This window comes from Hydrogenophaga sp. PBL-H3, assembly GCF_010104355.1.
Classification (GTDB): Bacteria; Pseudomonadota; Gammaproteobacteria; order Burkholderiales; family Burkholderiaceae_C; genus Hydrogenophaga.
Genome location: NZ_CP044972.1, coordinates 2,059,267 through 2,079,319, shown reverse-complemented (window position 1 = coordinate 2,079,319; position 20,053 = coordinate 2,059,267). Strand labels below are relative to the sequence as shown.

At 64.2% G+C, this 20,053-nt stretch carries 23 protein-coding genes and 1 tRNA gene; 13 read left to right on the top strand and 11 right to left on the bottom strand.

Annotated features, from left to right (window positions below; all coding sequences use genetic code 11):
* Positions 1–47: 47 nt before the first annotated feature.
* From mfd to F9Z44_RS09645, 8 genes are all read left to right on the top strand, one after another.
* Positions 48–3,530 (top strand): transcription-repair coupling factor, encoded by a 3,483-nt coding sequence (gene mfd / locus F9Z44_RS09680; RefSeq protein WP_159605622.1) that lies wholly within the window; start codon positions 48–50, stop codon positions 3,528–3,530.
* Between the two features lie 42 nt (positions 3,531–3,572).
* A complete protein-coding gene (serB, locus tag F9Z44_RS09675; RefSeq protein ID WP_159608659.1) occupies positions 3,573–4,298 on the top strand; it encodes a phosphoserine phosphatase SerB in 726 nt (241 codons plus the stop codon).
* A gap of 159 nt (positions 4,299–4,457) precedes the next feature.
* A complete protein-coding gene (locus F9Z44_RS09670; protein ID WP_159605620.1) occupies positions 4,458–4,775 on the top strand; it encodes a BON domain-containing protein in 318 nt (105 codons plus the stop codon).
* Positions 4,776–4,821: 46 nt separating this feature from the next.
* Entirely contained in the window at positions 4,822–5,040 is a 219-nt protein-coding gene (locus F9Z44_RS09665; protein WP_159605618.1) for a glycine zipper 2TM domain-containing protein, read from the top strand.
* Between the two features lie 57 nt (positions 5,041–5,097).
* Entirely contained in the window at positions 5,098–5,475 is a 378-nt protein-coding gene (locus tag F9Z44_RS09660) for a hypothetical protein (RefSeq protein ID WP_159605616.1), read from the top strand.
* Positions 5,476–5,534: 59 nt separating this feature from the next.
* Entirely contained in the window at positions 5,535–5,876 is a 342-nt protein-coding gene (locus F9Z44_RS09655; protein WP_159605614.1) for a hypothetical protein, read from the top strand.
* Positions 5,873–6,250, top strand: a complete 378-nt coding sequence (locus F9Z44_RS09650; RefSeq protein ID WP_159605612.1) for a hypothetical protein — start codon at positions 5,873–5,875, stop codon at positions 6,248–6,250. Before F9Z44_RS09655 ends, F9Z44_RS09650 begins: the two co-directional genes overlap by 4 nt.
* A gap of 9 nt (positions 6,251–6,259) precedes the next feature.
* Positions 6,260–6,409, top strand: a complete 150-nt coding sequence (locus F9Z44_RS09645) for a lmo0937 family membrane protein (protein ID WP_159605610.1) — start codon at positions 6,260–6,262, stop codon at positions 6,407–6,409.
* A 15-nt stretch (positions 6,410–6,424) separates the two neighbouring features.
* Here F9Z44_RS09645 and F9Z44_RS09640 read toward each other — a convergent pair whose 3' ends face one another.
* A complete protein-coding gene (locus F9Z44_RS09640) occupies positions 6,425–6,787 on the bottom strand; it encodes a translation initiation factor Sui1 (RefSeq protein WP_159605608.1) in 363 nt (120 codons plus the stop codon).
* Positions 6,788–6,861: 74 nt separating this feature from the next.
* Here F9Z44_RS09640 and F9Z44_RS09635 point away from each other — a divergent pair, with 74 nt between their 5' ends.
* The gene (locus F9Z44_RS09635) at positions 6,862–8,112 is read left to right on the top strand and encodes a DEAD/DEAH box helicase (RefSeq protein ID WP_159605606.1); all 1,251 of its coding nucleotides are present in this window, start codon (positions 6,862–6,864) and stop codon (positions 8,110–8,112) included.
* Positions 8,113–8,133: 21 nt separating this feature from the next.
* On the opposite strand, the gene F9Z44_RS09630 is transcribed toward F9Z44_RS09635, so the two are convergent.
* Entirely contained in the window at positions 8,134–8,601 is a 468-nt protein-coding gene (locus F9Z44_RS09630; protein ID WP_236574339.1) for an RNA polymerase sigma factor, read from the bottom strand.
* A gap of 300 nt (positions 8,602–8,901) precedes the next feature.
* Between F9Z44_RS09630 and F9Z44_RS09625 the strand changes: the two genes are divergently transcribed.
* The 4 genes from F9Z44_RS09625 to F9Z44_RS09610 all read left to right on the top strand — a co-directional run bounded on the left by F9Z44_RS09625 (position 8,902) and on the right by F9Z44_RS09610 (position 13,568).
* Positions 8,902–9,312 carry a CesT family type III secretion system chaperone gene (locus tag F9Z44_RS09625; RefSeq protein ID WP_159605602.1) on the top strand — a complete coding sequence of 137 codons (411 nt, stop codon included), beginning with the start codon at positions 8,902–8,904 and terminating at the stop codon, positions 9,310–9,312.
* Positions 9,313–9,322: 10 nt separating this feature from the next.
* Positions 9,323–10,891 (top strand): hypothetical protein, encoded by a 1,569-nt coding sequence (locus F9Z44_RS09620; protein ID WP_159605600.1) that lies wholly within the window; start codon positions 9,323–9,325, stop codon positions 10,889–10,891.
* A 108-nt stretch (positions 10,892–10,999) separates the two neighbouring features.
* Positions 11,000–11,458, top strand: coding sequence for a hypothetical protein (locus F9Z44_RS09615; RefSeq protein WP_159605598.1), 459 nt, complete (start codon positions 11,000–11,002; stop codon positions 11,456–11,458).
* Between the two features lie 10 nt (positions 11,459–11,468).
* A complete protein-coding gene (locus F9Z44_RS09610; RefSeq protein ID WP_159605596.1) occupies positions 11,469–13,568 on the top strand; it encodes a hypothetical protein in 2,100 nt (699 codons plus the stop codon).
* An 83-nt stretch (positions 13,569–13,651) separates the two neighbouring features.
* Here the strand turns inward: F9Z44_RS09610 and F9Z44_RS09605 are convergent.
* The 9 genes from F9Z44_RS09605 to iscR form a co-directional block, all read right to left on the bottom strand.
* Positions 13,652–13,726, bottom strand: a tRNA-Val gene (locus tag F9Z44_RS09605).
* Between the two features lie 70 nt (positions 13,727–13,796).
* Positions 13,797–14,504, bottom strand: a complete 708-nt coding sequence (dnaQ, locus tag F9Z44_RS09600; RefSeq protein WP_159605594.1) for a DNA polymerase III subunit epsilon — start codon at positions 14,502–14,504, stop codon at positions 13,797–13,799.
* 60 nt (positions 14,505–14,564) lie between these two features.
* Positions 14,565–14,903: an ISC system 2Fe-2S type ferredoxin gene (gene fdx, locus F9Z44_RS09595; RefSeq protein WP_159605592.1), complete on the bottom strand. Its 339-nt coding sequence runs from the start codon at positions 14,901–14,903 to the stop codon at positions 14,565–14,567.
* A gap of 5 nt (positions 14,904–14,908) precedes the next feature.
* Positions 14,909–16,780: a Fe-S protein assembly chaperone HscA gene (hscA, locus tag F9Z44_RS09590; RefSeq protein ID WP_159605590.1), complete on the bottom strand. Its 1,872-nt coding sequence runs from the start codon at positions 16,778–16,780 to the stop codon at positions 14,909–14,911.
* Between the two features lie 31 nt (positions 16,781–16,811).
* Positions 16,812–17,330, bottom strand: a complete 519-nt coding sequence (gene hscB / locus F9Z44_RS09585) for a Fe-S protein assembly co-chaperone HscB (RefSeq protein WP_159608658.1) — start codon at positions 17,328–17,330, stop codon at positions 16,812–16,814.
* Positions 17,331–17,395: 65 nt separating this feature from the next.
* Positions 17,396–17,719, bottom strand: a complete 324-nt coding sequence (gene iscA / locus F9Z44_RS09580; protein WP_159605588.1) for an iron-sulfur cluster assembly protein IscA — start codon at positions 17,717–17,719, stop codon at positions 17,396–17,398.
* A 12-nt stretch (positions 17,720–17,731) separates the two neighbouring features.
* Positions 17,732–18,118 carry a Fe-S cluster assembly scaffold IscU gene (gene iscU, locus F9Z44_RS09575; protein WP_069046695.1) on the bottom strand — a complete coding sequence of 129 codons (387 nt, stop codon included), beginning with the start codon at positions 18,116–18,118 and terminating at the stop codon, positions 17,732–17,734.
* Between the two features lie 12 nt (positions 18,119–18,130).
* Positions 18,131–19,348 carry an IscS subfamily cysteine desulfurase gene (locus F9Z44_RS09570; RefSeq protein ID WP_159605586.1) on the bottom strand — a complete coding sequence of 406 codons (1,218 nt, stop codon included), beginning with the start codon at positions 19,346–19,348 and terminating at the stop codon, positions 18,131–18,133.
* A 105-nt stretch (positions 19,349–19,453) separates the two neighbouring features.
* A complete protein-coding gene (gene iscR, locus F9Z44_RS09565) occupies positions 19,454–19,990 on the bottom strand; it encodes a Fe-S cluster assembly transcriptional regulator IscR (protein ID WP_159605584.1) in 537 nt (178 codons plus the stop codon).
* Positions 19,991–20,053: the final 63 nt, after the last annotated feature.

Below are 20,053 nucleotides of genomic sequence, written 5' to 3'. Positions count from 1 at the left end.
CCTGTTCGCCTGGACCGGGGGTGTTCGTCATGGAAACACCGCCCGTCATGGATCTCCCCAAACTCACCCCCGGCAAACGCTTCACCCTGCCCCACCCCGGCGGCTCGGCCGACGCGCTGTTGCTGGCCAAGCTCGCCGCGCGCGACAAGGCCGCAGGCCGGCTCACGGCCATCATCACGTCGGACGCCAACGACGCGCAGCGCCTCATCGACGAAATGGCGTTCTTCGCGCCCGAGTTGCGCTGTGCGCTGTTTCCCGACTGGGAAACCCTGCCCTACGACACCTTCTCGCCGCACCAGGACCTGATCAGCGAGCGCCTCGCCACCCTCTGGAGAATCTCGCAGCGCGACAAGGACACCGGCGCCGACGTGGTGCTGGTGCCCGCCACCACCGCGCTGTACCGCGTGGCGCCGCCGGCGTTTCTCGCCGGCTACACCTTCCAGTTCAAGGTCAAACAGAAGCTGGACGAAGCGCGCCTGAAAAGCCAGCTCACGCTGGCGGGCTACCAGCACGTGACCCAGGTGGTGAGCCCGGGCGAGTACGCGGTGCGCGGCGGGTTGATCGACCTCTTCCCCATGGGCAGCCTGGTTCCCTACCGCGTGGACCTGTTCGACGACGAGATCGACAGCATCCGCACCTTCGATCCCGACAGCCAGCGCAGCCTGTACCCGGTGCCCGAGGTGCGGCTGCTGCCCGGGCGCGAATTCCCCATGGACGACGGCGCGCGCGCGAAATTCCGCAGCCGCTGGCGCGAACTGCTCGATGGCGACCCGACCAAAAGCCGCATCTACAAGGACATGGGCAACGGCGTGGCCACCGCCGGCATCGAGTACTACCTGCCGCTGTTCTTTGACGACACGGCCACGGTGTTCGACTACCTCGGCGCAGAAGCGACTGTCGTTTTGCACGGCGACCTGGAGCCCGCGTTTCAGCGCTTCTGGCAGGACACCAAAGACCGCTACCGCCTGGTGCACGGCGACCCCGAGCGCCCGGTGCTGCCGCCCGATTCGCTGTTCCTGAGCGTGGAGCAGTTTTATGCGCGGGCCAACGAGCACGCGCAGCTTTCTGTGCGCCCGGTGCAGGCCGAGCAGGAGCACAGCGCCTTCGCGCAAAAGCTGGGCGACCTCTCGGTGGTGCGTGGCGCCGAAGACCCGCTCTCGCGCCTGCAAGGCCACATCCGCAACACCGCGCAGCGCGTGCTGCTGCTGGCCGAGAGCGACGGCCGGCGCGAGAGCCTGCTCGACTTCTTGCGCGCCAGCGGCGTCAACCCGCCAGCCTTCGATTCGCTGCTGGAGTTTCAGACCAGCAGCGAAAAACTCGGCATTGCCACCGCCGCGCTCTCGACCGGTTTTTCATGGCTGGAAGACGGCATCGACTTCGTCACCGAGACCGAGCTCTTCGCCGCCAGCCCGACCACCCGCCGGCGCAAGAAGCAGGAACAGGTCAGCGACGTTGACGCGCTGATCAAGGACCTCTCCGAGCTCAACCTGGGCGACCCGGTGGTGCACATCGCGCACGGCATCGGGCGCTACCGCGGCCTGATCAACCTGGACATGGGTGAGAAGAACGCCGACGGCACGCCCGCGCTGATGGAGTTCCTGCACCTCGAATACGCCGACAAGGCGGTGCTCTACGTGCCGGTGAGCCAGCTGCAACTGATCGGGCGCTACACCGGCGTGAGCGCCGACGAGGCGCCCCTGCACCGCCTGGGCAGCGGTCAGTGGGAGAAGGCCAAGCGCAGGGCCGCCGAGCAGGTGCGCGATGCCGCGGCCGAGCTGCTCAACATCTACGCCCGCCGCGCCGCGCGCCAGGGCCACGCCTTCCGCTACTCGGCGCAAGACTACGAGGTGTTCGCCAACGACTTCGGCTTCGAGGAAACCGCCGACCAGCGCGCGGCCATCCACGCCGTCATTCAAGACATGATCAGCCCGCGCCCGATGGACCGGCTGGTGTGTGGCGATGTGGGCTTCGGCAAGACCGAGGTGGCGTTGCGTGCCGCCTTTGTGGCCGTGACCGGCGGACGCCAGGTGGCGCTGCTCGCGCCCACCACATTGCTCGCCGAGCAGCATTACCAGACGCTGGTGGACCGCTTCGCCAAGTGGCCGGTGAAGATCGCCGAGATGAGCCGTTTCCGCTCCGCGAAAGAAATCACCGCCGCTGCCAAGGGCCTGGCGGATGGCTCGGTGGACATCGTGGTCGGCACGCACAAGCTGCTGAGCGAGAGCGTGAAGTTCAAGGACCTGGGCCTGCTCATCATCGACGAGGAACACCGCTTCGGCGTGCGCCACAAGGAGCAGATGAAGGCGCTGCGCGCCGAGGTCGACGTGCTCACGCTCACCGCCACGCCGATCCCGCGCACGCTGGGCATGGCGCTCGAAGGCCTGCGCGATCTCAGCGTGATCGCCACCGCGCCGCAGCGCCGCCTGGCGATCAAGACCTTTGTGCGCAACGAGGGCAACGGCGTGATCCGCGAAGCCGTGTTGCGCGAACTCAAGCGCGGCGGTCAGGTGTACTTTCTGCACAACGAGGTTGAGACCATCGAAAACCGCCGGCAGAAGCTCGAAGAAATATTGCCCGAGGCGCGCATTGCCATCGCCCACGGCCAGATGCCCGAGCGCGAACTGGAACGCGTGATGCGCGACTTTGTGGCGCAGCGCTTCAACGTGTTGCTGTGCTCCACCATCATCGAAACCGGCATCGACGTGCCCACGGCCAACACCATCGTGATGGCGCGCGCCGACAAGTTCGGCCTGGCGCAGCTGCACCAGTTGCGCGGGCGCGTGGGCCGCAGCCACCACCAGGCCTATGCCTACCTCATGGTTCCCGACATCGAGGGCCTGACCAAGCAGGCTGCGCAGCGGCTGGACGCGATCCAGCAGATGGAAGAACTCGGCAGCGGCTTCTACCTCGCCATGCACGATCTGGAGATCCGCGGTGCGGGCGAGGTGCTGGGCGAGAACCAGAGCGGCAACATGCTGGAGGTGGGATTCCAGCTCTACAACGAGATGCTGAGCGAAGCCGTGCGCTCCCTCAAAGCCGGGCGTGAACCCGACCTGCTCTCGCCGCTCTCGGTCACGACCGACATCAACCTGCATGCGCCAGCGCTGCTGCCCAGCGACTACTGCGGCGATGTGCACCTGCGCCTGTCGTTCTACAAGAAGCTCGCCACCGCGCAGACCACCGATCAGGTGGACGGGCTGCTCGAAGAGATCGTGGACCGCTTCGGCAAACTGCCACCGCAGGCTCAGACGCTGGTGGACGTGCACCGCCTGCGGGTGCTGAGTGCGCCCTACGGCGTGGTGAAGGTCGACGCAGCGCCGGGCGTGGTGCAGATCACTTTCCGCCCCAACCCGCCGTTTGATTCGATGCGCATCATCGAACTGATCCAGAAGAACCGCCACATCAAGCTCGCTGGCAACGAAAAGCTGCGCATCGAGCGCGCCCTGCCCGAGGTCAAAGACCGCGTGCAGCTGGTGCGCGACGTGCTGCGCTCGCTCGGTCAGCCCCACAAGAATCCTGAAACTGTTTGACCGTTCGGGCTGAGCCTGTCGAAGCCCACCCAGACCATGACCATGACCACCGCCACCGAATTCGCCCCCGGCCTCACCGTTCAAGGCTTCGCGCCACCGCTCAAGCTCAGCGACTTCAAGCTGATTGCTTTCGACATGGACTCCACGCTCATCAGCATTGAATGTGTGGACGAAATTGCCGACGCCGTGGGCAAGAAAACCGAGGTGGCCGCCATCACCGAAGCGGCCATGCGCGGCGAGATCGCCGACTACAAGGACAGCCTGCGCCAGCGCGTGGCCCTGTTGCGCGGCGTGACGGTGGCCGACATGGAGCAGGTCTACACCGAGCGCCTGCGCATCAACCCCGGCGCGGCCGAGCTCATCACGGCCTGCAAGGCCGCGGGCATGAAGGTGCTGCTGGTTTCGGGCGGTTTCACCTTCTTCAGCGAGCGCGTGCGCCAGACGCTGGGCATCGACTTCACGCGCGCCAACGTGCTCGAAGTGGAGAGCGGCCCCAACTGCGGCCAGCTCACCGGCCGCATGGTTGACCAGCCCTGGGGCGACATCTGCGACGGCGCCGAGAAGCGCCGCACGCTGCTGGAGGTGGCCTCGCTGCTGGGCATCGAGCCCTCGCAATGCATCGCCATGGGCGATGGCGCCAACGACCTGCCGATGATGGGCGTGGCTGGCCTATCGGTGGCTTACCACGCCAAACCCGCAGTGCGCGCGCAGGCCATGGTGGCCATCAACGAAGGCGGGCTGGACCGCTTGCTCAGCGTCCTGCGCTGAGTCGTCACGGGCACCCGAACGAGGGTGCGACAGCGCACAGACGGTGCGCAATCGTCCTTTTAGAGTCTGGGCATTGGCTTCGGGGATCACTCCCCGGACCATGCGGTGACCTTGCAAAGATGTTGGGCCACGCCCACCAACCAAGCCAAGGAAAACCTCATGAAAACACGCTCACTCTTCCCCATCGTCATGCTCGCCGTGGCTGCTTCGGTCATGACCCTGGCCGGCTGCACCTCCAGCCCCAAGCAGGAAAGCGCCGGCCAGTACATCGACGACACCGCCATCACCGGCAAGGTGAAGGCCGCGATCTTCAACGACGCCACACTCAAGTCCGCCGAAATCAACGTCGAGACCTTCAAGGGTGCAGTGCAGCTCAGCGGGTTCGTGAACTCGCAAGCCGACATCCAGCGCGCTGTGGCCGTGACACAAGGCGTGTCTGGTGTGAAGTCGGTCAAGAACGACATGCGCCTGAAGTAAGCCGCCGGCTTGCCTCTCACCCACTCATCTCTTCAAGGACTTCATCATGAAATCGATTCAAACCCGCTCGATCACCGTTGCCGCTTCCATTGCCCTGCTGGTGGGCCTGACCGCCTGCAGCGGCATGACCCGCCAGGACCAGAACACCGCCATCGGCGCAGGTGCTGGTGCCGTGGGTGGTGCAGTTCTGACCGGTGGCAGCACCATCGGCACGCTGGGCGGTGCCGCCATCGGTGGCCTGATCGGCAACCAGGTCGGCAAGTGACCGAGGCCGGCTTCGGCCGGCTTTCGGTTCGTTTCTCCCACTTCACGAAGGACGACCATGATCACGACTGACAAAACCGTCGGGAACGAATTCTCCAACCTCGCACAAACCGCTGAACGCGCCGCCAGCACGGCACGCAACGGCATTGGTCAAGGTCTGCACGACATGTCCAACGGGCTGGAACACGCGCGTTCGGAAACCGGCAATGCCTTGCGCCAGCTGGCTTCCGAATCCGATGCCCTGCTGCACCGCGGACTGGACAAGGTGCGCGACGCGTCGGGCCAGTTGCGCGACAAATCGATGGTCGCCCGTGACGCGGCGTCCACCTACATCCAGCACGAACCCATGAAGTCGGTGCTCATGGCCGCCGCCGTGGGTGCTGGCCTGATGGCGCTGGTGGCGCTGTTCAGCCGCAACGGCCACACCGGCCGCTGATCGCGGTCGCCACGGCCATGCTTCACCCTGTGTTCCGCCTCGCGGCATCACAACCGCAAATGCTGGCTGAGCATGCGGCGGGTTATGCCGGTTTGCTGGTCGAGGAGGTCTCCAGCACTGGCGTGCACCTCAAACGCCTCCTCACGCTGCAGGTCGTCGGGCTTTTGAGCATCATGGTCTCCAGCATTCTGGGTGGCGTGGCGGTGTTGCTGTGGGCATCGCTGCCTCTGGCTTCGCTGCAGCAGCCCTGGCTGTTGTGGTTCATACCGCTGGTACCTGCCTCACTGGGGATGATGGCCCTTGGGCTGGCCGCCAACCACAAAGCGCCCCCGTCGTTTGCCACGCTGCGCGAGCAGTTTGCGCAGGACGCTGCGTTGTTGCGCAGGTCGACCGCGCCATGAACCCATCTGAAACGGCTGTGCAACGCCTCGCGCGCAGCCGAGCTCAGGCAGGGCAATGGCTCGACCAAGACCTGACTCGACGCAACGCCTTCGCCGACAGCAGCCTTGGCCAGTTCGCAGGACTGCCGTGGATCCGTCGCCTCGGCGGTCATCCGCTGGCCAGTCTGGCGCTGGGCGCGGTCACCCGATGGTGGATGAAGCCGCGCCAGGCGCACTCGCCTGTCACGAGCGTGTTGGCACTGAACACGAGCCTGGGCCTGCTGCGACGCCGGCCGCTGCTCACACTGGCCACCTTGGTGGTGATCAGCACAGTTGTCTGGTGGACCCAGTTCCGAAAACACACGGCCACATCACAGATCGCCCACTTGAAGTAAGGAAACACCATGCTCTACACCATCGCCGTCGTCCTGCTTGTTCTCTGGCTGCTTGGCCTGGTCACATCCACCACCATGGGCGGCTTCGTCCATGTGCTGCTGGTGATCGCCGTTGTCATGATCCTGTTGCGCCTGATCAGCGGACGCAAACCATTCTGAACCGGGCGCGGTCGCTCAGCCGCCCGCGCGTTTGACGGTGTGGCCCTGCGCCTTGAGCGAGGTCATCACCTTCTCCATGTGATCGCCCTGGATCTCGATCACGCCGTCTTTCACGGTGCCGCCCGATCCACATGCCGCCTTGAGCTGCTTGCCCAATGCGGCCAGTACTTGCGAATCCAAGGCCACACCCTTCACCAGGGTCACGGCCTTGCCACCGCGCCCTTTGGTTTCACGCGACACGCGCACCACGCCGTCGCCCGCCGGCACGGCCGTGGCCTGCTTGCACACACATTGCGCCACTGGCTGGCGGCAGACCGGGCACATGCGGCCGGCTTCGGTGGAATACACCAGGCCGCCAGTGGAGAGCTTGTTTTTCATGGGGCTGGATCGTAGCGCGCTCCACCCGCTTGGGCATGCGCGACCGGTACACTGGCCCGAAACATTCCAACGCCATGCCATTCCACGCCCTGGGCCTAGCGCCCACCCTCGCTCAAGCCGCGGCCGAACTCGGCTTCACCACCCCCACGCCCATTCAGGAGGCGGCTGTGCCCGCCGTGCTCAGCGGTGCAGACGTGCTCGCCACGGCGCAGACCGGCTCAGGCAAAACCGCCGCCTACGTGCTGCCGATGCTGCAGCGCCTGATGGCCGGCCCCGGCCACACGCCTCGGCGCGTGCGCGCACTGGTGCTGGTGCCCACGCGCGAACTGGCGGCTCAGGTGGGCGAGGTCATGCGCAGCCTGGCGCAGCATCTGCCCACAAAGACGAAAACCGCCGTGGTGTTCGGCGGCGTTTCCATCAACCCGCAGATGCTGGCCCTGCGCGGCGGCGCCGACGTGGTGGTGGCCACACCGGGGCGTCTGCTCGATCTGGTCGAGCACAACGCCTTGAGGCTTGCCAGCGTGGAACTGCTGGTGCTCGATGAAGCCGACCGCCTGCTCGATCTGGGCTTTGCCGAAGAACTGGCCCGCGTGCTGGCGCTGCTGCCGGCCGTGCGCCAGAACCTCTTTTTCTCGGCCACCTTCCCGCCCGCCGTGCAAGCATTGGCGAACACCTTGCTGCGCGAGCCGCAGCGCGTTGATGTGCCCAGCGTTGAGGTCGAGGAAGCGGTGGTGCTGCAGCAGGCCTACCTGGTCGACAGCACCCGCCGCACGCAGTTATTGCGCCAGCTCATCAAGACACAGGGCTGGCAGCGGGTGCTGGTGTTCGTGGCCACGCAGTACTCGGCCGAGCGCGTGGCCTCCAAGCTCCACCAGGGCGACCTGTACGCCACCTCGTTCCATGGCGGCCTGAGCCAGGGCGCGCGCAAGCAGGCGCTCGACGAATTCAAGGAAAAGCGCTGGGACGTGGTGGTGACCACCGACCTGGCCGCGCGCGGCATCGACATCAGCCAGTTGCCAGTGGTGGTGAACTACGATCTGCCCCGCTCGGCCGTGGACTACGTGCACCGCATCGGCCGCACCGGTCGTGCGGGCGCCAGCGGCCTGGCCGTGAGTTTCGTGACGCCGGCCACCGAGGCCCATTGGCGCCTGATCGAAAAGCGCCAGGGCCTGAGCCTGCCGCTGGAAGTGGTACCCGGGCTGGAGCCCACCGAGGTGGCGCCCGTGAGCGAGGCCGGCGGTGGCGTGAAGGGCAAGCGCCCGAGCAAAAAGGACAAGCTGCGCGCAGCCGCTCTGGTTGCCGGGTCAGGTCCGACAAAATCCTAGACAGCGGATCGGCGCACTCGATCAAACCTGCCGGGTGCGAAGCGCGGCACGAGCGCGCGCCACCCGGTGCTTGACCGCGGCCACGCTCACTCGCAAGGTGCTCGCGGCCTCGTCGTACGACAGGCCATCCACCCCGACGAGCCACAGCGCCTCGGACTGTTTCGCGGGCAGTCTGCTGAGACCGACTTGAAGGCGTTGGACCATCTCGCGCTGCGCCAGGCGCTCGCAGGGGTCGGGTGCGCTGCACAAGGCCATGTCCACCGCATCGCCCAGGCCGAACTGCACCAGGCCAGACCCGCGTGTCACGTGGTTGCGAGCCAGGTTATGGGCAATGCCGAACACCCACGTCGAGACCTCGGCCTCGCCGCGAAACGTGGGCCAGCCCACCACCGCCTGCAGCAGCGCCTGCTGCACCAGATCGTCCACGTCGCTGGCCAGCGCCACGCGCCGACGCAGCGTGTAACGCAAGGCCCCGGCGTAACGTGTCACCAAGGCCCGCCAGTCCTGTTCTGACAAGGGAGGCCTCGCGCCGCCTGACCCACCGGGCTTCGCCGCCTTGTTCACAGGGACTTCATCGGACGCTTCTCGGACATCGGGTAAGTGCATGTGGGCAGTCTGGCCGAGGCCCGCGCGCTGCGGAATCCCGTCCAGACCGGATGGCCCGGCCCTTCGCGCTGGGGCTGCCAGCCCAGTGACTCGCGCAATCAAGACCAACAGCGCAGACACGCCACCCATGGACCGTGATGGGAATACGCCCACCGCACACACCCAACCTCCATGGAGAACCGCATGCGCGAACAATTCGAAAAACTGACCAAGGACTTCTGTGCCCTGGTCAAACTGCCCGAGCCGGCCCAGGTGATCGCAGGCCAGGCCTTTGACGCCAACGGCATCACCTGCTCGCTGAACTACGACGACGTGCTCACCGGTGACCATTGCTTCCTGTTCGCCGACTGCGGCCCCACGAGCCCGACCACGCCGCCCGCGCTGTACCACGAGCTGCTGGTGCGCAATTTCAGCAACTTCAGCGGTTCTGGCGTGGGCTTCGGCATCTCGCCCAAGAACGGGCACCTGTTCTATGCGGAACCCATCGAACTGGCCGGCGCCACCGCAGACCAGCTGCTCAACACTTGCCTCTTCGCCGCCCAGCAAGCCCAGGAGCTGCACCAGAAGTTTCCAGCCGCAGCGGTCAAGAAGTGAGGAGCGGGTCATGGAAACAAACATCACGCCGAGTCACGACAAGATCGAGATGCCGCGCGCCCAGAAACTGGAGCGCAAGTATTCCAAGGCGGACGTGCACTTTCACCACAAGAACTACGCCCAGCAAGGATCCAACCCACAAGAGCTGCTGGATGCCATGGACTGCATGCACATGGAATACACCGTGCTCTCGCCCATCCCCACCAACCTGCTGGTGCAATGCGGCAGCTGCGAGGCGGCAGATCACCACCCAAAGCCACTGACGCCCAAGCAGATGGCCTCGGTTGAAAAGCTCTGGAACGGTGGAACCTGGAGCGAAGCACTGTGGAACGAATTCAACCCGGCGACGGGCTCGACCTCGCTCGACATCCACGATGTGCCCAATTACTACATCTCCGACATGAAGATTCGCCAGAGTTTTCAGGTCGATGAAAAGGTGTACGGCGAGCTGATCAAGAAAGATGGCCCGCTCTACTACAACACCATGGTGGACGACCAGACAGCCGAGGCTTTCCGCGCGCTGAAAGACCACGACAAGCCCAGATTCGATCCGATGGTGACCGGTCTTCCGTTGGGCGACATGCGCTCCAGCGAGCTGCTGCTGGACAAGGTGCGTCGCAACAAGGGCGTGTTCACCGGGGTGGGTGAAATCACCGTCTACAAGGAATGGGTGCAGGAAAAGGTCGGCATCTCCTTGCAGGCCGACCTGCAGTCGCGCGCCTGTGCGCTGATCAAACTGATGAACACCTGCGGTGTGATCGGCATGCCGGTGGTGCTGCATTGCGATGTGGACGTGATGCCCTGGGACAGGAAGTTCAACGGTCCCGCGCACTTCGAGAACATCTGCAGCTTCATGCGCAGCACTGAATGCAAGAACACCACCATCATCTGGGCGCATGCGGGGGGGCTGGGCAAATACTCGCGCATCCGCGACGGCCACCTCGACCTCCTGGAGAAGGTGCTTTCAGACCCCAACATGAACCACGTTTTCTTTGATCTTTCGTGGGACACCGTGGCCAGACAGCTGACCATGGACAAGGACGAGAAGCTCGCCGATCCCGCCAAGATCAACCAACTGGTGACTTTGCTGGAACGTTTTCCCACCCGTTTCCTGTTCGGCTCGGACTCCTTGAGCCCCAACAGCGTGGCCATCTGGCAAGGCACGGAACTGGCGTATGACGCGGTGTTCAAACTGCTCAAGCTCGACACCGCCAACGCCATCAAAAAAGGCAACTACGAACGGCTGATTGTGGGCGCGCGACGGAAGGTTCGGCTGTACGAGAAGTACTGCGTGGACTATGCCGGACTGGCCATCGACATTCGGCAGGACAACGGTCGTCCAGCGGAAGTGCAGTGGGCCGTGCGCGAAGCCATCAAGGACGCCGTGGCCTACGGTCTGGCCCAGCGCGCGCACGACCTGGACCCCAAACAACCAGCGCCCACCAAAGAGCACCAGGCCCGCCTGGTATCGCTGGAAGACTTGCGCACGATCGCCACCAAGGTGCTGCTGCCCAAAGAGGTGCCCTGGGAAAAGACGCACAACTTCCAGCCCTACCTGAACCGCGCGCCCAAGCTGTGAGCAAACCGACCTCACTGGTGCACCGGTGGGGTCGTCCATGCAATCCATCCCATCAGGCGACGCGGCAATTCAACACCGCGCGCAGTCGCCTCGTTCAAAAGCATCACCATGAACCCCAAAATCTTCGCCCAACTCTGCGCCGACGCCAGCAAGGCGCTGGCCCTCAAAGACACAACCGCCCTGGGACTGGGTCAACCCATCAGCATCTACGGCGTGGACGTGGAGCTGATGATGAAGACCTCCTTCCCCGCCGTCGTTCAAGTCATCTTCGAGGTGGGCGCGCCCGAGCCCAAAGAACGCCTTGCCGTGTACGAGGCGCTGCTGGCCCAGCAGATGCTGTGGATGGGCGACCTCAATGGTCTCTTTTGCTACGACGCCAGCCACGACCGCGTGCTGTTCAGCGTGGGCATGCCCACCGACGACAACACCCAGGGCAACCAGCTGGCCAAGGCCATTCAGGGTTTCGCCGACCTGGTGCTGAGCTGGCGAAACGGCTTGCTCAAGGGCCTGCTGAACCCGGAGTGGCTGGATCGGGATGCGCTGCTCGACAAAGCAGCCCACGGCTGAGGAACTCATTATGGAAAAATCGACATCCAGCGATGAGCACAGTTCAGGCCACGAGGCCGGCAATCCGGCGAACATGGACCCGGATCTGCGGGCCTTCATCCGGATTTTTGGCACCTTGCCGGACGACCTGGAAATGCCGCCTTTGCCGTTGACCCCCGTGGGTCAAGGCCTTGCGCAGTTGAGTCACCGCGACCGGCTCAGCCTGTCCAGGCCACTGGGCAACAACCCGCCCAACAGCCCCAGGCCCGCCACGCCACGCCTGGACATCACGCTGGTGCCCACGCCCCGCGATACACAGGGCATGGTCAATGAGGGCGCCACCTGGGTCACCAAGCTGATGGTGCAGATGCGTGCCCTGTCCGAGCTAAGCGACGACAACAAGGTGCAGTTGCTCAGCGAGGTCCCGTCCCTGGAAGGCGCCAGGGCCCTGGCCACCCAGGACACGCTGGCCAAAGTGAACGCGCTGGCCGGTCGGCGCTGGCGCACCAGCCTGTACTCGGCACTGGTGATGTACTGGCTGACCTTCGGGCTGGGCAAGGTGGTGGGCAACTCCTTTGGTGCGGCGATGGTCGCTTGCGGCCTGCCCGCCGCAGCGCTGTATGCCCCCCTGTTCACCATGCTGGGGGTGCCGTTCACGCAGGTGATCTTTGGTGAGCCCTACGGCGGCGCCCTGCGCAGCGCCGGTGTGAGCTACGGCTCGCCCGACCAGGCCGCTTACATCAACTACCAGACCGCGCACGCGCTGTACATCCGCGCCTGGCTGGAGGACAACAAGGCCGACGAGGAGAAGTACCGCAAGATCATGAACGGAATCGTTGACGGCTTGATCAAGCGGGAACAGGCCAGAAAGCCCGACGGCAGCTCGCGCATCCCCAGACGACTGCGCTCCAATGCCAGCGTGCCCGATCGCAACCCCGACGGCACGGTCAAGCCCGGACACGCCGACCCCTCCCAAGCGGTGGTGGGCGCTGCCCGCACGCGATCCTTCATCACCGACGAGGTGCCGGTGCACACCTTCACCGTGCTCAACGGCATGTCTGGCTTTGCCAACCTGTTCTGGAAGCTCTTCATGGGCAGCGCCGTGACGCGAGTGCCCGACATGGTCGCCCATACCGTGATGGGCTCCATCGCCATGGTGTCCATGTTCGAATGGCAAAACGTGTGGCGAGCCAAGTTCCAGGGCGTGGACCTGTCCGATGGCGGGCACCCGGCCGTGCTGGGCGCTCAGAAGGAAGCCGCGCGGGTCACGCTGGACATGTGGAGCAAGCGCTATTGGGACGCGCTTTCGTTGATCAAGAAGATCGAGGACATGCTCGGTCGGGTCGACGACTACCGAAAGAGCCACGATGCAAGCGACGTGCACTGGAACGACATCCATGGCCTGGAAGCAACGCTGATGGCGGCCAAAGGCCAGTTGCGTGAATCACTCGGAAAAATCATGGCCGCATCAAGACTGGCCAAGAAGCAGCTCAATACCCTGACCACGCGCGGTGCCCGGGCCAACGTGGCGGCCAAAATGATCATGTCTTCAATGGTGGGAGAGAGTTCCGCAGCGGAGCCCTGGTTGACCGGCGCGCCCATGCGCATCCGCAGCGTCTCCCGCGTCCTGGGCTACATGACCGTACTGGGCGCAACGGCCACCCAGGCCATCTTGCTGGGCATGTCGCTGACGAGCTACGCACAACAACTGCAGGAAGGTCGGGAAATGACCGCCCACCATCCGAACGACACCCTCGTCACCGCGCCTCTCAACGCCCTGGGCCTGACCTCCGACCAGATGGCGGTGGCCTCGTTCAATGCCAGCACGATTGCCTGTACCGCCATCGTCGGCTGGACGGCCAAGACCTTGTACGGTCTGCCGCTGTGGGAACACGGCATCCACGGCATCGCAGGCATTGCAACTCGGGCCATCAAGGAAACCCGCAAGTGCCTGGGTCTGGCACCGGATCTCACACTGCCGGTCCATGCCGACCCGACCCCGGACAACCCCTTCGACCCCGTCGACATACCCGCGTACAGCAGCGATGAAGAAGATCACGGCCTGCCACCCTTGCCCAAGGTCAACATCGAGGGCAGTTCCTCGAGTTCGAGCAGCAACAGTCACCACTGAAATGAAGACATGGATGCCGATGGCTTGAGCACGGCCACGAAACGAAAACCCCCGATGGCCAGGGCCAGCGGGGGTTGATGTTTTGGTGGGCGGTGCAGGGTTCGAACCTGCGACCCCTGCCGTGTGAAGGCAGTGCTCTACCACTGAGCTAACCGCCCGATCGTTCAATCATGCAACAAGGCATCGATCGATCGGAAGCCTCAGATTATAGCCAGGTTTTCAGCGGTTTCAGGCAACGGCCAACGAACGCCACACGGTTTTTCCTTTGCTGGCTTTGTCGAGGTCGGCCAACACACCGTCGTGCGCCTGCGTTTCCTGTTCATTGGCTTGCAGCACAGGCAGATCGAAGCTGCTCAGATCCAGCGTTTCTGTCAGACCGTTTTCGTCGGGCGCGTCACCCAGGTCCATGAGCAGTGCATCCTGGCCACGCGTCATGTTGATGTAGACGTCGGCCAACAGCTCAGCGTCGAGCAAGGCGCCGTGCAGCGTTCGGCCCGAGTTGTCCACGCCCAGGCGATCACACAGGGCGTCCAGGCCATTGCGTTTGCCTGGGAACATCTCCTTGGCCATCACCAGGCTGTCGGTGACCTGACCAATGACGGTCTTGATCGGTGGGCGGCCCAGACGATCCAGCTCCTTGTTGAGGAAGCTGATGTCGAACGGCGCATTGTGGATGATCAATTCCGCGTCGCGCAGGTAGTCGAGCAACTCGTCAGCGATGGCGGCGAACTTGGGCTTGTCGCGCAGGAACTCGTTGCTGATGCCGTGCACCTTGAGCGCGTCCTCGTGGCTGTCGCGCTCAGGGTTCACGTAGAAGTGCAGGTTGTTGCCGGTGAGCTTGCGGTTGAGCAGCTCCACACAGCCGATCTCGATGATGCGGTCGCCGTTGTCGGCGGACAGGCCGGTGGTCTCGGTGTCAAGGACGATCTGGCGCATGTTCAAGTCTCCGGAAAAAAACGATCCGCCGCCGGGCCGCCCCACGGCGGAGCGTGGGCATCAATGATTTTCCTTGGCGTGGTTGATCGAGTACTTGGGAATTTCCACCGTCACGTCGTTCTGCGCCAGGATGGCCTGGCAAGACAGGCGCGAGTTTGGCTCCAGGCCCCAGGCGCGATCAAGCAGGTCTTCCTCGGTCTCGTCGAGTTCGTTCAGGCTGTTGAAACCCTCGCGCACGATCACATGACAGGTGGTGCAGGCAGCGCTCATGTCGCAGGCGTGCTCGATGTTGATCTTGTTGTCCAGCAGGGCCTCGCAGATCGAGGTGCCGGCAGGCGCAGTGATGCTGGCGCCCTGGGGGCAGTATTCGGGGTGGGGCAGGATTTTGATGATGGGCATGGGGTTCAGACTTCTTCGAGTTTCTTGCCGGCCAGGGCCTGCTGGATGCCGCGGTTCATGCGCAATGCGGCAAATGCCTCGGTGCCCTTGGCCAGGGCCGTGGTGGCGGCTTCGATGGTGGCGGCCTCGGTGCTGCCGATGGACTGGCGCAGCGCCTCGATCAGCGCATCGATGCCCTGACGCTCATCGGTGGTCAGCAAATCCGCATCGGCCGCCAGCGCGGTGCGGGTGGCCGCGATCATGCGGTCGGCGTCCACGCGGGCTTCGACCAGCGCGCGCGCCTGCATGTCTTGCTGGGCGGTGGCAAAGCTGTCTTGCAGCATGGCGGCAATCTGCTCGTCGCTCAGGCCGTAAGCGGGCTTCACGTCCACGCGCGCCTCCACGCCGCTGCCCTGTTCTTTGGCGCTGACCGACAGCAGGCCATCGGCATCCACGGTGAAGGTCACCCGAATGCGCGCCGCGCCGGCCACCATGGGCGGAATGCCACGCAGCTCGAAGCGAGCCAGGCTGCGGCAGTCGGCCACCAGATCGCGCTCACCCTGCACCACGTGCAACGCCAGTGCGGTCTGGCCATCCTGGTACGTGGTGAAGTCCTGCGCGAGCGCCGTGGGAATCGAACTGTTGCGCGGCACGATGCGTTCAACCAGACCGCCCATGGTCTCGATGCCCAGCGACAGCGGAATCACGTCGAGCAGCAGCAGGTCTCCGTCCTTGCTGTTGCCAGCCAGGGCATTGGCCTGGATGGACGCACCCAGCGCCACGACTTCGTCGGGGTTGAGGTTGGTCAGAGGCTCCTGAGCAAAGAATTCACCCACGGTGCGGCGCACCACGGGCATGCGGGTCGAACCACCGACCATCACCACCCCCTTCACCTCGTCTTTCGCGATGCCGGCATCTCGCAGCACCTTGCGCACGGCGGTCATGGTCCGGGTGGTCAACGGGGCGGTGCAGGTCTCGAAATCGGCTGCGCTCACCGGCTGCTCGATGGTCTGGCCGACCACGCTGGCGCGGAAGATTTCACTCGCCGATGAGGTCAAGGCTTCTTTCACGCGGCGTGCCTCGGCATGCACCGCGGCGCGCTCCGACGGGTTGAGCGCAGCGCCCACGCCCTGCTGCGCGAGCACCCAGGCGGCCAGCGCCTGGTCGTAATCGTCTCCACCCAGGGCCGAATCGCCTCCGGTGGCCATCACCTCGAAAACGCCGCGCGTGAGCCGCAGGATGGAGATGTCAAACGTGCCGCCGCCCAGGTCGTAGATGGCGTAGACACCCTCGGAGCCGTTGTCCAGCCCGTAGGCTATTGCCGCGGCCGTGGGTTCGTTGATCAGGCGCAGCACGTTGATGCCGGCGAGTTGCGCCGCGTCCTTGGTGGCCTGGCGCTGGGCGTCGTCGAAGTACGCAGGCACGGTGATCACCGCGCCATAGAGTTCGTCGTCAAAACTGTCCTCGGCGCGAAAACGCAGCGTGGCCAGGATCTCCGCGCTGACTTCCATCGGCGTCTTGCGACCGGCCACGGTGTCCACCACGGCCATGCCGTCCTGCTCCACCACGGTGTAGGCCAGTTTGTCCACGTCAACCACCTGCGCGCGGCTGCGTCCCATGAGGCGCTTGACCGAGCTCACCGTGTTGGCGGGGTCCTGCACCTGCGCGGCGAGCGCATCAAAACCGATCTGGCGACCCGAGCCACCTTGCACGGGATCGAGGTAGCGCACGACGCTGGGCAGGATCACCCGGCCATCGGTGGCAGGCAGGCATTCGGCGATGCCGTGGCGAACGGCGGCCACCAGCGAATGTGTGGTGCCCAGGTCGATGCCCACCGCCACGCGGCGTTGATGCGGGTCGAGAGATTGGCCAGGTTCAGAGATCTGCAGAAGCGCCATGGGTCACGATCGGTTCAAGGGAAACAGCCACCTATTGTCCCAGCAGTTCGATGCGGCTTTCCACATCGCGCGCAAAGCGCTCAACGAACATAAGGGCTCTGACCTGCCGCGCCAACCCGGGCCAGTCGCGCAACTCGTCGGCCGTGGTCTGCAAGCCTTGCAACATGCCACGGCGCGCAGCAGCCACGTCATCGGCCATGCGCTCCAGATCCGCCAGCCCGCTGGCCTCGTCGAGGTCTTCGCGCCATTGCATCTGCTGCATCAGGAACGCAGCAGGCATGGCGGTGTTGTTTTCGGCCTGGATCGGCGCACCATGCAGCTCGCACAGATACGCCGCGCGTTTGAGCGGGTCCTTCAAACGCTGGTAGGCCTCGTTGATGCGCACCGACCACTGCATGGCCTGGCGCTGAGCTTGTGCGTCGGCGGTGGCAAAGCGGTCGGGGTGGGCTTCGCGCTGCAGGTCTTTCCAGCGTGCGTCCAGCGCAAGGCGGTCCACCTCAAATCGGGGCTCGATGCCAAAAATCTCGAAATCGTTCGATTGCAGGTTCAAGTTCATAAAGCAAAAGCCGCCGGCGCTCTGACACGCGGGCGGCTTGAATGGAAATCTCTAACGCATCAAACCCGGAAGCTCTCGCCGCAACCGCAACGGTCGCGCTCGTTCGGGTTGTTGAAGCGAAAACCTTCGTTGAGGCCTTCGCGCACAAAGTCGAGCTGGGTACCGTCGATGTAGGCCAGGCTCTTGGGGTCGACCAGCACCTTCACGCCGTTGTCCTCGAACACCACGTCCTCGGGAGCGATGTCGTCGGCGTACTCCAGCTTGTAGGCCAGACCCGAGCAACCGGTGGTCTTCACGCCCAGGCGCACGCCCACACCCTTGCCGCGTTTGGCAATGTAGCGGGTCACGTGCCGCGCAGCGGCTTCAGAAATGGAAATGGACATGGCGCCTGCAGCTCAGTGGCTGTGCTTCTTGCGGTAGTCGTCCACCGCTGCCTTGATCGCGTCTTCGGCCAGGATCGAGCAGTGGATCTTCACGGGCGGCAAGGCCAGCTCTTCGGCGATCTGGCTGTTCTTCAGCGCAGCCGCTTCGTCCAGCGTCTTGCCCTTGACCCATTCGGTCACCAGCGACGAGGAGGCAATGGCCGAACCACAGCCGTAAGTCTTGAAGCGTGCGTCTTCGATCACGCCCGTGGTGGGGTTCACCTTGATCTGCAGCTTCATCACGTCGCCGCAAGCAGGCGCGCCCACCATGCCGGTACCAACGCTGTCGTCGCCCTTTTCGAACGAGCCCACGTTGCGGGGGTTTTCATAGTGGTCAACCACTTTTTCCGAGTAAGCCATGATCTTTCTCCTTCAGTGTGCTGCCCACTGGATGGTGGACAGGTCAATTCCGTCTTTGAACATTTCCCACAGGGGTGAGAGTTCGCGAAGCTTTGCAACGTTCTCCTTGATCGTCGCAATGGCGTAGTCGATCTCGTCCTCGGTCGTCCAGCGACCAATGGTCATTCGCAAGCTGCTGTGAGCCAGCTCGTCGCTGCGGCCCAGGGCGCGCAGCACATAGCTGGGTTCCAGGCTGGCCGAGGTGCAGGCCGAACCCGACGACACCGCCAGGCCCTTGATGCCCATGATCAACGACTCGCCCTCAACGTAGTTAAAGCTCATGTTGAGGTTGTGTGGCACGCGCTGCGTCTCGTGGCCATTGATGAAGACCTCTTCCACATCCTTGAGGCCGGCGACCATGCGGTCGTGCAGGGCCTTGATACGCAGGTTTTCCTCATGCATCTCGGCCTTGGCAATGCGGTACGCCTCGCCCATGCCCACACACTGGTGGGTGGGCAGGGTGCCCGAGCGCATGCCACGCTCATGGCCGCCACCGTGCATCTGCGCTTCGATGCGGATGCGCGGCTTGCGGCGCACGTACAGCGCGCCGATGCCCTTGGGGCCGTAGGTCTTGTGTGAAGTCAGGCTCATCAGGTCGACCGGCAGGGTTTGCAGGTCGATGTCGACGCGGCCGGTGGCCTGCGCGGCGTCCACATGGAAGATCACGCCCTTCTCACGGCAGATGGCGCCGATGGCCGCAATGTCCTGGATCACGCCGATTTCGTTGTTCACGAACATGACCGAGGCAATGATGGTGTCCGGGCGGATCGCGGCCCTGAAGACATCCAGATCGAGCAGGCCGTCGGCTTGCACGTCCAGGTAAGTCACTTCAAAGCCCTGGCGCTCAAGCTCGCGGCAGGTGTCGAGCACGGCTTTGTGCTCGGTCTTCACCGTGATGAGGTGCTTGCCCCTGGTCTTGTAGAAATGCGCCGCGCCCTTGAGGGCGAGGTTGTTCGACTCGGTCGCGCCGCTGGTCCAGACGATCTCACGCGGGTCGGCGTTGATCAGGGCCGCCACCTGCTCGCGAGCGGTTTCCACGGCCTTCTCGGCCTCCCAGCCCCAGGCGTGGCTGCGCGATGCTGGGTTGCCGAAATGCTCACGCAACCAGGGAATCATGGCGTCCACCACCCGCGGATCGCAGGGGTTGGTGGCGCTGTAGTCCATGTAGATGGGGAAGTGAGGAGTGCTCATGGCGGGCTGTCTCTGTGCGGGTCTGTTGAAGCGGAGGAAATGTTGCTGGAACTGGCTGACGAAGGCCTTAAACCTGCCCGGAGCGTTGCTCCGGGGCTGTCAGGTTCACTTGGAAAACGCGGCTCCACCCAGCGCGAACACCGAGTTGGGCGCGTTCACGCGAATGGGCTTGACCACAGGCGCGCTGGAAATGGCTCGCTTGATCATCGGGGCGTTTTCCACCACCACGCCCTTGGCGAGTTGCTCGTCCACCAGCGATTGCAGGGAAACGGAGTCGAGGAAGTCCACCATCTTGGTGTTCAGCGCCGCCCAGAGTTCGTGGGTCATGCAGCGGTGACCTTCGCCCAGACAGTTCTCCTTGCCACCGCATTGCGTGGCATCGATCGGCTCGTCCACCGACACGATGATGTCGGCCACGGTGATCTCGGATGCCTTGCGGCCCAGGGTATAGCCACCGCCCGGCCCACGGGTCGATTCGACCAGTTCGTGGCGGCGCAGCTTGCCGAACAATTGCTCAAGGTAGGACAACGAGATCTGCTGCCGCTGGCTGATGGCCGCAAGCGTGACAGGTCCGTTGTTCTGGCGCAGGGCCAGATCAATCATGGCTGTGACCGCAAAGCGGCCCTTGGTCGTGAGGCGCATTTTCAAGCTCCTTAAATGTTGGCTTGACTGTCGTTGACTGGTTCAACGGGCATCACCCCTTGA